10 protein-coding genes are annotated in these 15,212 nt (G+C 35.2%); 6 read left to right on the top strand and 4 right to left on the bottom strand.

The features are described from left to right. The first annotated feature begins 79 nt into the window (after positions 1-79). On the top strand, positions 80-694 hold the full coding sequence (locus CELAL_RS02580; protein WP_013549355.1) for a YkgJ family cysteine cluster protein: 615 nt from the start codon (positions 80-82) through the stop codon (positions 692-694). Here the strand turns inward: CELAL_RS02580 and CELAL_RS02575 are convergent. Beyond that, positions 691-2,328 carry an ABC-F family ATP-binding cassette domain-containing protein gene (locus tag CELAL_RS02575; protein ID WP_013549354.1) on the bottom strand — a complete coding sequence of 546 codons (1,638 nt, stop codon included), beginning with the start codon at positions 2,326-2,328 and terminating at the stop codon, positions 691-693. The two genes, CELAL_RS02580 and CELAL_RS02575, sit on opposite strands and share 4 nt — an antisense overlap. 73 nt (positions 2,329-2,401) lie before the next feature. Further along, a complete protein-coding gene (gene mqo, locus CELAL_RS02570; protein ID WP_013549353.1) occupies positions 2,402-3,886 on the bottom strand; it encodes a malate dehydrogenase (quinone) in 1,485 nt (494 codons plus the stop codon). A 188-nt stretch (positions 3,887-4,074) separates the two neighbouring features. On the opposite strand from mqo, the gene CELAL_RS02565 reads away from it, so the two are divergent. Continuing rightward, entirely contained in the window at positions 4,075-5,697 is a 1,623-nt protein-coding gene (locus CELAL_RS02565; RefSeq protein WP_013549352.1) for an amidohydrolase, read from the top strand. Here the strand turns inward: CELAL_RS02565 and CELAL_RS02560 are convergent. Both CELAL_RS02560 and CELAL_RS02555 read right to left on the bottom strand, forming a co-directional pair. After that, complete coding sequence (locus CELAL_RS02560; RefSeq protein ID WP_013549351.1) at positions 5,694-7,946, bottom strand: FUSC family protein; 2,253 nt, start codon at positions 7,944-7,946, stop codon at positions 5,694-5,696. The genes CELAL_RS02565 and CELAL_RS02560 overlap by 4 nt on opposite strands. Positions 7,947-8,065: 119 nt before the next feature. Further along, complete coding sequence (locus CELAL_RS02555; protein ID WP_013549350.1) at positions 8,066-8,611, bottom strand: DUF2911 domain-containing protein; 546 nt, start codon at positions 8,609-8,611, stop codon at positions 8,066-8,068. A 245-nt stretch (positions 8,612-8,856) separates the two neighbouring features. On the opposite strand from CELAL_RS02555, the gene asnB reads away from it, so the two are divergent. From asnB to CELAL_RS02530, 4 genes are all read left to right on the top strand, one after another. After that, complete coding sequence (gene asnB, locus CELAL_RS02550; RefSeq protein WP_013549349.1) at positions 8,857-10,530, top strand: asparagine synthase B; 1,674 nt, start codon at positions 8,857-8,859, stop codon at positions 10,528-10,530. Positions 10,531-10,813: 283 nt separating this feature from the next. Next, positions 10,814-12,775: a DNA topoisomerase (ATP-hydrolyzing) subunit B gene (gene gyrB / locus CELAL_RS02545; RefSeq protein WP_013549348.1), complete on the top strand. Its 1,962-nt coding sequence runs from the start codon at positions 10,814-10,816 to the stop codon at positions 12,773-12,775. A 74-nt stretch (positions 12,776-12,849) separates the two neighbouring features. Then, positions 12,850-13,863, top strand: coding sequence for a DUF6588 family protein (locus CELAL_RS02540; protein ID WP_013549347.1), 1,014 nt, complete (start codon positions 12,850-12,852; stop codon positions 13,861-13,863). A 106-nt stretch (positions 13,864-13,969) separates the two neighbouring features. After that, positions 13,970-15,198 (top strand): IS3 family transposase gene (locus CELAL_RS02530; RefSeq protein ID WP_085951516.1). Its coding sequence is split into 2 segments (ribosomal slippage): positions 13,970-14,318 and positions 14,318-15,198, totalling 1,230 coding nucleotides; the frame shifts between segments, so codons are not numbered across the junction. The last annotated feature ends 14 nt before the right edge of the window (positions 15,199-15,212 follow it).

Genomic DNA, 15,212 nt, shown 5'->3' with positions numbered 1-15,212 from the left:
ATAGTGTAATACATTGAGATAATAATGTAAAAGCAATTACATTTTAGTCTACATTTGCTTCCTAAATTTTAAATCTTAAATGTCTATAATTAAGAAAGTTAGAGCGGTTGATGTTTTGTATGCTGGTCTAGATAAGGAGATTGCTTCTTTTCAAGAGGAAACTTCATTGCATTGTAAAGCAGGTTGCGGAAAATGCTGTACCCATGCAGAAGTAGATGCGTCTCCTTTAGAATTTCTTCCTTGGGCATACCATTTGTTTTTAAATGGATTGGCTTCTAAAACTTTAGATGATTTAACTCTTAAATCAAGCGCTATTTGTCATATTTATCAGCCTCTTTCTCTTGTAGATAAAGATAATGGCAAAGGAAAGTGCAGTGATTATGTCTACAGAGGATTAATTTGTAGATTATTTGGGTATGGTGCTAACCGAAATAAATTTGGAGAAATGCGTCTGGCTACTTGTAAAATAATTAAAGAGGAACAAGCTGCTAATTTTGAGGAAGCACAAATAGCTTTAAGTAAAGGATTGTATGTACCTGTTTTTACTGATTACTATATGAAGCTTTCGCAAATAGATTTCCATTTAGGCAATCAAATTGTACCGATAAATACTGCTTTAAAATTGGCGATAGAAGAAGTGTTACAATATTATGCCTACCGCCCTTTTCCAAGAGGTTTTAAAAATTGTGCTTAATTTTTTAAATCAATCTCTTTTAAACTTTGAATTCTATTGCGCTCTAAGAAAGCATCAATACTTTCAAAATGTTCAATAACACGTTTGTCTTTAAATTCAAATACTTTCTGAGAAAGTCCTTGTAAAAAATCACGATCGTGAGATACTAGAATTAGAGTGCCGTCAAAATCTAGTAGGGCTTCTTTTAAGACATCTTTAGATTTTAAATCTAAGTGGTTCGTAGGTTCATCTAGAATCAATAAATTTACGGGCTCTAATAGTAATTTTACCATAGCTAACCTTGTTTTCTCTCCTCCAGAAAGTACGCTCACTTTCTTTTCAATATCTTCTCCGCCAAACATAAATCTCCCTAAAATGTTTTTCATTTGAGTTCTAACATCGCCATGGGCAACTTCGTCTACAGTTTGAAAAACAGTTAAAGTCTGATCTAATAAAGAAGCTTGGTTTTGAGCAAAATAGCCCACTTTTATATTGTGTCCTAACTGGCATTCTCCTTCAAAATCTATTTCTCCCATTATGGCTTTGATCATGGTAGATTTCCCTTCACCGTTTCTACCCACAAAAGATACTTTTTCGCCACGAGAAATACTCATGTTTGCATCTTTAAACACTACATGCTCCCCATAGGTTTTTGTTAATGCATTTACGGTAACAGGGTAATCACCAGATCGTACAGCGGTAGGGAACCTTAGGCGTAATGAAGAATTATCTATTTCATCAATCTCTATAATTTCTAGCTTTTCAATCATACGTTCCCGTGAGGTTACTTGATTGGTTTTAGAATACGTACCTTTAAAACGGTCTATAAATGCTTGGTTGTCTGCAATAAATCTTTGTTGCTCTTGAAATGCTTTTATTTGATGACTTCTTCGGTCTTCTCGCAATTGTAGGTAGTGAGAATAGTTTGCTTTATAATCATATATGCGCCCCATAGTTACCTCGATGGTTCTATTGGTAATGTTATCAATAAAGGTTTTATCGTGAGATATAACCACAACCGCTTTTGCTTTGTTTAAAAGAAAATCTTCTAACCATATGACAGATTCTATATCCACGTGGTTGGTAGGTTCGTCTAAAAGTATTAAATCTGGTTTTTGTAATAGTATTTTAGTTAACTCAATTCGCATACGCCATCCGCCACTGAATTCGCTCGTTTGGCGGTGAAAATCTTCACGTTTAAAACCTAGTCCAGCTAATGCTTTTTCAACTTCAGCTTCATAATTAATTTCTTCTAAAGCATAATATTTCTCACCTAAATCAGATACTTTCTGAATGAGTTTCATATACTCGTCAGACTCGTAATCTGTTCTAGTCTCTAATTCTTTATTTAAACGATTCATTTCGTTCTGCATATCGAAAATTATTCCGAATGCTTTTGAAGCTTCCTCGAAAACGGTGCAATTGTCTTCTGTTAACAGGTGTTGGGGTAGGTAGGCAATAACCGCTTCTTTTGGGTAGCGAATATTGCCACGAGTGGCTTTTTGCACCCCAGCAATAATTTTCATCATGGTAGATTTTCCAGCACCATTTTTTCCCATCAAAGCAATTTTGTCCGTTTCATTTATCACAAATGAAACATCACTAAAAAGCGTATCACCACTAAATTCTACTGCAATATTATCTACCGAAATCATACCTTAAATTTTGAAGCTGCAAAACTAGTTAAAAGCTAGATAATTGTAGCTACCTTTTTTATAACCACTGGTGTTAATTTTCTTCTAGCTTTAATATTCCGGTAGTATAAGCTCTAATTTGCATACATAATGCTCCGTTTTTTATAAGTGATTGTCCGTAGCTCGGAAATATTTCTTTAAGCTTAGACTGCCATGTTGCTGTTTTCATTTCTTCTGGGAAACATTCTTCCAATACGTTTAACATAATGGAAACTGCTGTTGATGCACCTGGAGAAGCACCTAGTAATGCTGCTAGCGTTTTATCTGCACTACTTACTATCTCAGTTCCAAATTTTAAAACACCACCTTCTTTTTTATCTTTTTTGATGATTTGTACGCGTTGGCCTGCTGTAATGAGTTCCCAATCCTCAAATTTGGCTTCTGGATAATATTTAACCAAAGCTTCAAAACGCTCTTCTGGAGATTGCACGACTTGTTCAATAAGGTATTTTGTTAAGGAAATATTTTTTATCCCTGCAGCTAATAATGGAAATATATTATGTGCATCTATAGATAAGGGTAGATCAAAATAAGATCCATTTTTTAAAAATTTTGTTGAAAACCCAGCATACGGTCCAAATAATAAAGAACGTTCCCCATTAAGCATTCGGGTATCTAAATGGGGTACAGACATTGGAGGAGAACCTTCTTCTGCTTTGCCATATACTTTAGCTTCGTGTAGTTTAGTAACAGCTGGATTGTTGCATTTTAAAAATTGTCCGCTTACAGGAAAACCTCCAAAACCTTCGCCTTCAGGGATTCCAGATTTTTCCAATAATTTTAATGCACCCCCGCCAGCGCCTATAAAGACAAAGTTAGTGTCAATCGTTTTTTCTTGGTCGGTATGTAAATCGGTTACATCAATTTTCCAAGAGCCATCTTTTTGCAGATCAATATCTTCTACTTGGTGCCCTAAGTGTAATGTTACGCCATCACACCCTTCTAGATACGTTATCATTTTTCGGGTAATAGCTCCAAAATTAACATCGGTGCCAATGGGCATTCTCGTTACAGCAATTTTCTCACGACCATTTCTACCTTGCATCATTAAAGGTACCCAATTGCTAATTTCGTTGAAATCAGTACTGAATTTCATCGCTTTAAAAATAGGGTATTGTATTAATGCTTTATGTCGTTTTTTTAGAAAATCAATATTCGCATCACCCCAAACAAAACTCATATGATCAATATCATTTATGAATGGCGTGTTGGCTTTTACGAGATTATTTTTTACTAAATAAGCCCAGAATTGTTTAGATATTTCAAACTGTTCGCTGATTTTTAAGGCTTTAGAAATGTCAATTTCACCTTTTTCATTTTCAGGCGTATAATTCAATTCACAAAAAGCAGAATGTCCTGTTCCCGCATTATTCCATGCATCAGAGCTTTCTGCACCCACAGCATTTAATCTTTCGTAAATAGAAATTTTTGCGTCAGGAATAAGCTGTTTCAGAAGTACCCCTAAAGTGGCGCTCATGATTCCTGCGCCGATTAAGGTGTAATGATTTTTTGTGTTCATGTGATCTATTTATTAGTTTTAAAGTTAAGAAATGCAACTCAACTTGTAATAAGAACAGCATAATCATTCTAAAATTTTATAAATCTTATTTATTTCTGTTTAAACAAAGCGGTGTAATTTTCAGGAATATTGTATTTTCAACATCAGAATAAACAACCTAAATTATTTAGTGCTAATAAACCCTTAAAATGAAACATCTGTATATCACTTTTTTCACCCTGCTAATTATTAGCTGTACACCGTCTAAAAAACAAGTAGATTTAATTGTAATTAATGCAAATGTATATACCGTTGATGACGCTTTTTCTACAGCTGAAGCATTTGCAGTAAAGGACGGTAAGTTTGTTTTTGTAGGTGCTAATGAAGAAGTTCAAAAGTTATATGAAGCTAAGGATAAAATAGATGCTAAAGGAAAAGCAATTGTTCCGGGTTTGATAGATGCACATTGTCACTTTTATAGATTAGGAGAAAACCAACAAGCGGTGGACTTGGTTGCTACGACTAGTTTTACGGAAGTTTTAGATCGCGTTCAAGACTTTCAGTTAAAAAATAAAAAGGAGTTTATTTACGGTCGTGGTTGGGATCAAAATGATTGGGAAATAAAAGAATTCCCGACTAAAAAGGAAGTCGATGAATTGTATCCAGATACACCAGTGGCAATAGAGCGTATTGATGGTCATGCCTATTTAGTTAACCAGAAAGCACTTGACTTAGCAGGAATTACGAAGGAAACTGTTGCAGTAGGGGGTGAAATAGTAAAGATTGATGGCGAATTAACAGGTGTTTTAGTTGATGGCCCTATGGGGATGATTGATGCGATTATTCCAAAACCATCCCAAAAAACAATGATTGCTGCTTTGAAGGATGCCGAACGAATCTCCATAGCAAACGGACTTACAACGGTAAATGATGCAGGATTATCTAGAGAAATTATTGAGTTAATTGATAGCCTTCAGCAAGTGGGTGAAATGAAAATTAGGGTTTATGCCATGGTTGCCAATTATCCTGAGAATTTAGAATACTATTTAAATAAAGGGATTTTAAAAACGGATAGATTGAATGTTAGGTCTGTTAAAGTTTATGGCGATGGTGCCTTAGGTTCAAGAGGGGCGGTTATGAGAACACCTTATTCAGATAAGGCAAATCATTTTGGCGCTATGGTAACTCCAGTAGATGAAATAGAACGATTAGCGTATAGAATTGCAGATACGGACTATCAAATGAATACACATGCTATTGGCGATTCTGCAAACATTGTAGTTTTAAGAGCTTATAAAAATGCATTAAAAGGGAAAAAAGATAGACGCTGGAAAGTAGAGCATGCTCAAATAGTAAGTGCTCCAGATTTTGAATATTTTGAAGACGGAATTATCCCTTCTGTACAACCAACACATGCAACGAGTGATATGTATTGGGCAGAAGATAGGGTTGGAGCGGAACGTATGCATGGAGCATATGCTTTTAAGACGTTGTTGAATAAAGCGGGTATGGTGGCCTTGGGGACAGATTTCCCAGTAGAACAGGTGAGTCCGTTTTTAACTTTTTATGCAGCAGTAGCTCGTAAAGATTTTAAAGGTTATCCTGATGGAGGTTTTCAAATAAATGAAGCCTTAACAAGAGAAGAAGCGCTTAAGGGAATGACAATTTGGGCTGCATACAGTAATTTTGAAGAAGATGAAAAAGGAAGTATTGAGATAGGAAAGATGGCAGATTTTGTTATTTTAGATAAAGATATTATGACAATACCAGAGGAAGAAACAGCGAAAGTTATTCCGCAAGAAGTTTATATTTCTGGAGAGAAAATGAACTAATCATTTTTACGGCCAAATAATACCGTATATTTTGTGCTATTCCTGTATATATCTTCAGATAAGCCTTTAAGCCAGGTTAGTTGATTAGTAATTAAATGTGCTTCTTGTAATTGTAGGCGCATTTCTGAATCTATTTTATGCTGACCTTCTTTTATTTGCTGGTCTCTTTGGTTAGATAGCGTAGTGAAGGAGCTTTTTAGAGCTTCTTCTGCTGTTTCAATTTTTATATGTTCTTTAATAATAGCTGTTTTATTTTCAGATAAATTAGTTTCTGCATTTTCAAGCTGGTTTTCTATATGCGCAATAAAAGCATTAAAATTATCACTTGAAGCGGTAGTATTATGATTTTGGATAAAGCTACCCATAGACGCCAATGAAGAGAGGAAAGTGTTGTTTAAGGTAACAAATTCATAAATAAGCTGCATTTCTTTTTGCTTAGATTTAGGATCCTGCGTCATTCGTTGAAAAGCTGCATTTAGGTTGCTAATGGCTAGAAAAGCCTCTTTACGTGCCACTTTATATTCTAAATTTTTAATTTCTTTGGTGTGGTAAATTTTGCTAACTGCAGCTAAATATGCTTTGTTTTTTTGAATAGAATTTACAAGGGTAGGGTTTAAATTCATAAACTCCCAGGATGGCCATAATGTGTAATTCGCTATTACTGCAAGAACGGCGCCTATAAATGTATCGAGCACACGAAACTTAACAACAACTAAGCTGTTGGGTTCTAATAATGCATAGACGAATATTACATTTATAGTAATAAAGGCAGCAGCAGAGCGGTAACTTTGTTGTAGTAAAGAGAATGCAATGATTAGCGATATAGCAGCGAGAACCATATAAATGGTCGTGTTGCTTGTAATAAAAATTATGGCTACAGCAAATAATGCGCCTATTACAGTTCCGATAATACGGTTTATAGCCCTTTCTTTAGTTAGGCCATAGCTAGGTCTCATTAAGACAATTAAGGTAAGTACAATCCAATACGGGTTTTTTATACCTATAAGTGTTCCAAAAGTAAAACCAGTAATGATAGCAACCATAAGTCTAAGGGCGTGCCTAAATATGGGTGATTTAATGGTAAAATGCCGTGCTATAATCTGAAGGCTATAATCTTGTGTTGTTATGAATTGAGAGGCTTCTTTGTCTTTAAATGATATTTTGTCTTTGGTAACATTATTCATTACCCTTCTAATAGCACGTATTTTTGTTACTTGTTGCTGTTGGTACCCTTGAAGATTTCTAAGGGCTATAATGCCTTCGCGACCTGCAGGTAATGCTACAGATTGAATATATTTCTGAATCGTTTTTTCTATTACAACAAGACCTTCTAAAAGCTCATTTTTATTTTGAACTTTTTTCTTATTTAGCATTATTTTAGACAACACCTGTAGGTGGTTGCCCATCGTGGTGTTTAGTATTTTAAATTGTTTTAAAACACCGCGATCTTTAAAGAGTACATCTATTTTTGAATAATCTAAAGTATTTGAAAGCGCTAATTCTAATATATCAATTAGCGATATGAAAATGAGAACTCTTTTTTCATCAAAATGGGACCTACCAATTTGTTTTCTTTCGCTTAGTAGCAATTCTCTTAAAATCTCATGTTTCTCATTAAGTGCTGTTTGTAGCTTTAGAATTTTTATGAGTAGTTGCTCTCTTTTGTCTTTTTCTATTAATAATTTTCCTCGTATTTTTAAGTAGCTTCCGGTTGCGTGTAGTGTTTCTGATAGTAATTGGTCTTCGTCCTTTTTTGGTGCTATCCAATGAGATATACATAAAACGAGAAGAAACCATAGTCCGCCAATACCTATAAGTCCTACGTACGTCCAAAGATCAATTTCAGTAGTTCTGTTTACTAAGCTCAATACAATAGCAAGTAGGCCACAGAAGGCTATTAGGGAGCCACGGAAACCATAGGCAGATATTAATGAAATAAAGAAAGATAGAACAGCTATAGTGCAAATTAGTACTACAAAATTTTGTTTGGCAAATGAAATAATTAGGGTTACAGCCATCGTAAGCACAATGCTAATTAATGTGCTGTAAATTTTTCGTCTTAAAGTGCCAGGTATATTTCCTGGAATATTTAAAAATACTCCAATAGCAATAGGAATAGCGTAGATGATATTTCCAAAAGAATTGAAGACAATAAGCGGAGTAATAACCGCCACAGTTTGTAGTACTCCTTTATAAAAACTGGAACTTTTAAGAAATAATAGAATGTCTTTTAAAAATTCCTTAATCATGGTATAAAGGTAGCTTGTGTTTATTATGATTTATTGAAGATACTGTGAAAATACAAGATAAAAAAATAAGCCTGAAGTAAAAACTTCAGGCTTTATAGTGTCAATGTTTATTAAAAAAATTACATAGTTGTAGCCACTGGTACAGCAACACGAACAGTTCCCCATCCAATAACTAAGTCGGCACTTTTGTCACTTTCTTTAAAAGCTATCGAAAAGGCATCTAAAGATTCAGAGCCACTGCTAACCGTTCCTTTTACACGAACAATATCAGCACTTTCATCATAAGAATAAGCACCCCATTGATTTAATTTACTGTTTAAGATTACAGTCCATTCTTTAGCACCAGGTATTGTAAATAAAGAGTACGTACCCGCTTTTACTGCAGAACCGCCAAAAGTTACATCTTTGTAGAAAGTAACTTCAACAGCTTCATTAGCGCCAGTTCTCCAAACAGCTCCAGCAGGAGCTAGTTCAGCAATAGAACGACCTTTTAACTGTGGTCTACTGTAGCTAACTTTTGCTATTTTTTCTGCTACTTTGTAACTTGTAGGATATGCAGCAACATCCATAGGGCTCTTATCAAGACCGCTAAATTTTTGAGCACTTGCTGTAGTTGTAAATACTAAGCATACTATTACAGCTGAAAGGGTAAGAATTTTTTTCATAATCATAAGGTTTTATTGTAAAATAACTACTCAAGCGTATCTCTTTGTAGTGGAGTACTAAAGTCGGGCTATTTTTTTAAACTTACAAAAAAAGAGAAATTAGAGTTGAAATATTAGTTATAGTTTCATATTTATACGATTATCATGTTTGTGGTTTCAAATTGTTACCTTTTATTTGTTTATGATTTGTTTATTGAATCAAAAACTGCATCTTTGATTTGAAATTGCTTATAATATAGAAAGATATGTGTGGAATAGTATGTGCATTTGATGTAAAAGAGAGTACTGAGGATTTAAGACCACAGTTATTAGAAATGTCGAAAAAAATTAGACATAGAGGACCAGACTGGAGTGGAATATTTGCTAATGATAAAGCGATATTGGCTCACGAACGTTTGTCTATTGTAGATCCTGCTTCAGGAAAACAACCTTTGTTTAGTAAAGATAATAAATTAGTACTAGCTGCTAATGGTGAAATATATAACCACAGAGAATTAAGAAAACAGTTTGAAGGTAAATATGATTTCCAAACAGAATCTGACTGTGAGGTTATATTGGCTTTATACCAAGAAAAAGGAGCAAGTTTCATTGATGAAATGAACGGAATTTTTGGTTTCGCTATATATGATGTTGAAAAAGATGAGTATTTTATAGCTAGAGATCATATGGGGATCATTCCTTTATATATGGGATGGGATAAAAACGGAACGTTTTATGTTGCTTCAGAGTTAAAAGCATTAGAAGGCGTTTGTACTAAAATAGAGCTTTTTCCTCCGGGTCATTATATGCATAGTTCTGATGGAGAATTAAAGCAGTGGTACACGCGTGATTGGATGGAGTATGATGCGGTTAAGGATAACGAGACAAGCATAAAAGAAATTAAAGAAGCTTTAGAAGCTGCGGTACATAGACAATTAATGTCTGATGTTCCTTACGGTGTGTTACTTTCTGGAGGTTTAGATTCTTCTGTAACCTCTGCAATTGCTAAGAAATATGCTCAAAAAAGAATAGAGTCAGATGATGTTGCAGATGCTTGGTACCCGCAATTGCACTCTTTTTCTGTAGGACTAGAAGGTTCTCCAGATTTGGCAGCGGCACGTATAGTTGCAGATCATATAAAAACAATACATCATGAAATAAAATTCACAATTCAAGAAGGGTTGGATGCTATTAAAGATGTAGTGTATAACTTAGAAACCTATGATGTAACTACCATTAGAGCTTCAACTCCTATGTACTTAATGGCAAGGGTTATTAAGTCTATGGGTGTTAAAATGGTATTGTCAGGAGAAGGTGCAGATGAATTATTTGGGGGGTATTTATATTTCCATAAGGCACCTAATGCCAAAGAATTTCACGAAGAAACAGTTCGTAAGTTAAGTAAGCTTCATATGTATGATTGTTTGCGTGCCAACAAATCATTAGCAGCATGGGGAATAGAAGGGCGTGTGCCTTTCTTAGATAAGGAGTTTATGGATGTTGCCATGCGTATTAACCCTCAAGATAAAATGATCAACGGAGAGCGTATGGAGAAATGGGTTGTTCGTAAAGCTTTTGAAGATATGATTCCAGAAAGTGTTGCTTGGAGACAAAAAGAACAATTCTCTGATGGAGTAGGGTATAGTTGGATAGATACGTTAAAAGAAGTTGTAGCAGAAGAGGTGTCAGATGAACAGTTAGCAAATGCTAAATTCAGATTCCCATTACAGACGCCAACATCAAAAGAAGAATTTTATTACCGTTCAATTTTTGAATCACATTACCCTTCAGACGCAGCAGCACTTTGTGTGCCGCAAGAAGCATCTGTAGCGTGTAGTACAAAAATTGCATTAGAATGGGATGAGGCGTTTAAGAACATGAACGATCCATCTGGTAGAGCAGTAGCAAATGTGCATTCAGATGCGTATGTAAAAGCTTAAGTTTTATATATAAGAATTACCACTGTTTTCAGTTTTAATTATAATTAGTCGATAAGAAGCACCCAATTTGGGTGCTTCTTTAGTTTTTGTAGGTATTCTAGATTGTTAAAGGGGAGGGTTTTAGGTGTGTAATGTAGAAGCTATTAGAAGGTAGCGTGAGTACTCTTATTTTTCACAATTTTTGTTGATAACTTAGCGTAGTCATTTTGTTACAAAGTTCTCCATCCACTAGGGATTGCTTATATTTGTAAGATTGCTAAATTTATATTGAAACCATTAATTTATGAGCGAAGAAGCAAATAAAGACGAGCAAAAGAAAAATAATTACTCAGCGGATAGTATCCAAGCCTTAGAGGGTATGGAGCATGTACGTATGCGTCCTTCCATGTATATTGGAGATGTAGGTGTTAGAGGGTTGCACCATTTAGTATACGAGGTAGTAGATAACTCTATTGATGAGGCAATGGGTGGTCATTGTGATACTATTACTGTTGCTATAAATGAAGATAATTCTATTACGGTTAGAGATAACGGTCGTGGTATTCCGGTAGATATACACAAAAAAGAAGGTGTATCAGCATTACAAGTTGTAATGACTAAGATTGGTGCTGGTGGTAAATTTGACAAGGATTCATACAAAGTATCTGGTGGTTTGCACGGGGTAGGTGTTTCTTGTGTAAACGCATTATCCAAAGATTTAAAAGCTACAGTTTTTCGTAATGGAACTATTTACGAACAGGAATATCAAAAAGGAAAAGCATTATACCCTGTTAAGAGTATTGGCGAGACTGAAATAAGAGGTACGGAAGTAACTTTTTATCCAGATGAAACGATATTTACGCAAACGGTAGAGTTTAATTACGATACGCTTGCTAATAGAATGCGTGAGCTTTCTTATTTGAATAAAGGAGTTTCTATCACGATGACAGATAAACGTCAAAAAGATAAAGACACTCCTAGTGGTTTTCATGAAGAACGTTTCTATTCAGAAGAAGGTTTAAAAGAATTTATAAAATTCCTAGATGGAAATCGTGAGCCACTTATAAAAGGGGTGATTTCTATGGAAGGGGAGAAAAACGGAATTCCTGTAGAAGTTGCGATGGTTTACAATACCTCCTATACAGAGAATTTACATTCTTATGTGAATAATATTAATACACATGAGGGTGGTACACATTTATCTGGTTTTAGAAGAGGGTTAACAAGTACTTTAAAAAAGTATGCGGATGCTTCTGGAATGTTAGAGAAATTAAAGTTTGAAATTCAAGGAGATGATTTTAGAGAGGGATTAACAGCTATTATATCTGTAAAAGTTGGTGAACCTCAATTTGAAGGGCAGACTAAAACTAAATTAGGTAACCGTGAAGTTTCTGCAGCAGTTAGTCAGGCAGTATCAGAAATGTTATCAGATTATTTAGAAGAAAATCCTGAAGATGCTAAAATAATAGTTCAGAAGGTTGTCCTTGCTGCAACTGCACGTCACGCCGCTACTAAAGCGCGTGAAATGGTACAGCGTAAAACGGTAATGAGTATTGGTGGTTTACCTGGTAAACTATCAGATTGTTCAGATCAAGATCCTGTAAACTGCGAAGTATTTCTTGTAGAGGGAGATTCGGCAGGGGGTACGGCTAAGCAAGGTCGTGATCGTATGTTTCAAGCTATTTTGCCGTTAAGAGGTAAGATTCTTAATGTAGAAAAGGCAATGCGACATAGGGTTTTTGAGAACGAAGAAATTAAAAATATTTATACAGCCCTTGGTGTATCTATAGGTACGGAAGAGGATAGCCAGGCGCTAAACTTAGAAAAGTTAAGATATCATAAGGTAGTCATCATGTGTGATGCAGATGTCGATGGTAGCCATATTGAAACTTTAATTCTTACCTTCTTTTTTAGATACATGAGAGAGTTAGTAGAAGCAGGGCATGTTTATATTGCAACGCCTCCGTTATACCTTGTTAAAAAAGGAGCTAAGAAACGCTATGCTTGGAATGATAAAGAGCGTGATGAAATAGCAGAAAGCTTCAATGGTAGTGTTGGAATACAACGTTACAAAGGTCTTGGGGAAATGAACGCAGAGCAATTGTGGGATACTACAATGAATCCTGAATTTAGAACTTTAAGGCAAGTTGTTATTGAAAATGCAACGGAAACAGATCGTGTTTTCTCTATGTTGATGGGGGATGAAGTGCCGCCACGAAGAGAATTTATTGAGAAAAATGCTGTATATGCGAACATTGATGCATAGAAAACTATAATTACACAACAAAAACTCGCACCAACAGTGCGAGTTTTTTAGTTTTATAGCAAATAAACAAAACTATGAAACACTTTTTTCTTTTACTAGTCCTAATTTCTGGTTTGTCGGTAACAGCGCAAGCAGATATTAATAATCTTTTTGCAGCGGGTGTAGATGATGCGGAGCGTTTTACAAACGATTATATGGCGCCGCTCTCAGAAGGAATGATTTATAGCATCTCTAATGGTTGGTATAATTCTGGGGAAACGAAACCTCTTGGGGGTTTTGAGATTTCAATTATCGGAAACATGGCTTCGTTTAAAAATAAAGAAAATAAGAAATCTTTTGATTTGAATACGGCAGAGTATGAAAATATTCAGTTTGTAGATGGCAGTATTTCTAAGGCAGTCTCTTCGGGCTTAGGAGACTTAGAAGGTATTCGTGTTTTCGTAGAAGGAGAAGTTGCACCGGGGGTATCTAGTCGTGAAGAATTTGAGCTGCCAACTGGGTTATCGTCAGAAAATATCAATTTTGTTCCTTCTGCTTTTTTACAAGTAAGTGTAGGTCTTATAAAAGGGATAGAGCTTAAAGCACGTTTTCTGCCTAAGATAGATACGGATGAAGTTGCCGTAGGTTTTTACGGTGTTGGTTTGCAACATGAGCTTACGAGTTTGTTGCCTGCAGAAAAAATTTGGCCAGTAGCTGTTTCAGGAGTTATAGGGTACACGCATTTAAATGGTACTTATGATTTTACGGATACTGAAATTATTGCAGGAGAAAACCAAAAAATTGATGCAAAAATAAATTCATGGAATTTTCAAGCAATTGTATCTACAAAATTACCAATTATTAATTTTTATGGTGGCTTAGGGTATATTACAGGGAATTCTAAAACAGATGTGCTAGGTACTTATATTGTGAAGTCAGGGCCTTTTCAACAAACGATAGAAGATCCTTTTACATTAACTAAAAAAGTTTCTGGGGCAACTGCAAATATTGGTACTAAGTTAAAATTAGGCTTTTTTAGACTTCACGCAGATTATACTATAGCGCAATTCAATAGTTTATCTGTAGGGATAAATTTTGGCTTTAGGTAGGTTGTTTAAAATTATAAAGCATAAAAAAAGCTATCTATTTAAATAGATAGCTTTTTTTATGCTTTTGTCCCGTCCTGAAATAAGTTGACACAAAATCGACTTATTTATGAAACATTCAATTATTACGGTAGACAAGCGTACCCAACGCGATTATAATTTGGGCTTTAAATTAAGTGTTGTCCATCAGGTTGAAAAAGGCGAGATGACTTATAAGCAGGCGCAAAAGGCTTATGGTATTCAAGGTAGAAGTACTGTTTTGGTTTGGTTGAGAAAACATGGTACATTAGATTGGACTAAACCAATACGTCGTCAAATGCCAAAATCAAAAGAAACACCTGCCCAAAAAATCAAACGTTTGGAGAGAGAACTTTCCGATGAAAAACTCAGGAACAAAATTCTCAATACTATGATTGACATCTCCGATAAACAGTATGGTACCGCTATCAGAAAAAAGCATTCGCCCAATCAATCCAGCACATCCGACAAGAACAACGATTAAGTTTATCTCGTTGTTGTCGATTGTTTGGGGTAAGTAGACAAGCGGTCTATCAAGCAGAAAAACGGATTATAAAAAGAGAACAGGAGTTTATAAAAGTAAAGAACTTGGTTGAAGGTGTTCGCAAGGATATGCCCAGGCTCGGTACACGAAAGCTGTATTACCTGTTAAAGGAAGAATTCGCAAAGCACAATTTAAAAATAGGAAGAGATGCCCTGTTTGGATATTTACGCTCGGAATCGATGTTGATAAGGCCAAGGAAGAATTACACCAAGACAACAAACTCTAAACATTGGCTTAGAAAACATCCTAATCTGATGAAAGAAATCAAAGTTTCCAGACCAGAAGAGTTCTTCGTCAGTGACGTTACATATATCAAAAGTAGAGAGCGGACACATTACCTATCCTTGGTAACCGATGCCTATAGTAGAAAAATAATGGGATATCACCTTAGTGATGATATGAGTGCCGAAAATGTGGTAAAAGCAGTGAGAATGGCTAAAAACAATAGATTGACAAGTAAAGATCTAATTCATCATTCCGATAGAGGATTGCAGTATTGCTCCGGCATATACCAAAAAGAACTAAGGCTAAGCAATATGACTCCGTCAATGACAGATGGTTATGATTGCTACCAAAATGCATTGGCAGAACGAATCAACGGCATATTGAAAGGGGAATTCCTAATCTATAAATGTAACACTGGCAAAGAGTTGAAAAAACTTATAGCAGAATCAATAAAAACGTATAACAACAAAAGACCACACTTGAGTCTAAAATATAAAACACCTAACTTTGTACATAACAAAAAACCAGAGAAGCTAGCTTCTCTGGTTTAATATTAATTATTTAA

This window comes from Cellulophaga algicola DSM 14237 (assembly GCF_000186265.1).
GTDB lineage: Bacteria > Bacteroidota > Bacteroidia > Flavobacteriales > Flavobacteriaceae > Cellulophaga > Cellulophaga algicola.
Note: the sequence above shows the minus strand (reverse complement) of the source record. Positions and strands in the feature narration are given on the sequence as shown.

Excerpts from the sequence above, each read along its gene's own strand:
- mqo (WP_013549353.1), bottom strand. The coding sequence starts at position 3,886 with ATGAACACAAAAAATCATTACACCTTAATCGGCGCAGGAATCATGAGC.
- asnB (WP_013549349.1), top strand. The coding sequence starts at position 8,857 with ATGTGTGGAATAGTATGTGCATTTGATGTAAAAGAGAGTACTGAGGAT.
- CELAL_RS02580 (WP_013549355.1), top strand. The coding sequence starts at position 80 with ATGTCTATAATTAAGAAAGTTAGAGCGGTTGATGTTTTGTATGCTGGT.
- gyrB (WP_013549348.1), top strand. The coding sequence starts at position 10,814 with ATGAGCGAAGAAGCAAATAAAGACGAGCAAAAGAAAAATAATTACTCA.
- CELAL_RS02565 (WP_013549352.1), top strand. The coding sequence starts at position 4,075 with ATGAAACATCTGTATATCACTTTTTTCACCCTGCTAATTATTAGCTGT.
- CELAL_RS02540 (WP_013549347.1), top strand. The coding sequence starts at position 12,850 with ATGAAACACTTTTTTCTTTTACTAGTCCTAATTTCTGGTTTGTCGGTA.
- CELAL_RS02575 (WP_013549354.1), bottom strand. The coding sequence starts at position 2,328 with ATGATTTCGGTAGATAATATTGCAGTAGAATTTAGTGGTGATACGCTT.
- CELAL_RS02555 (WP_013549350.1), bottom strand. The coding sequence starts at position 8,611 with ATGAAAAAAATTCTTACCCTTTCAGCTGTAATAGTATGCTTAGTATTT.
- CELAL_RS02560 (WP_013549351.1), bottom strand. The coding sequence starts at position 7,946 with ATGATTAAGGAATTTTTAAAAGACATTCTATTATTTCTTAAAAGTTCC.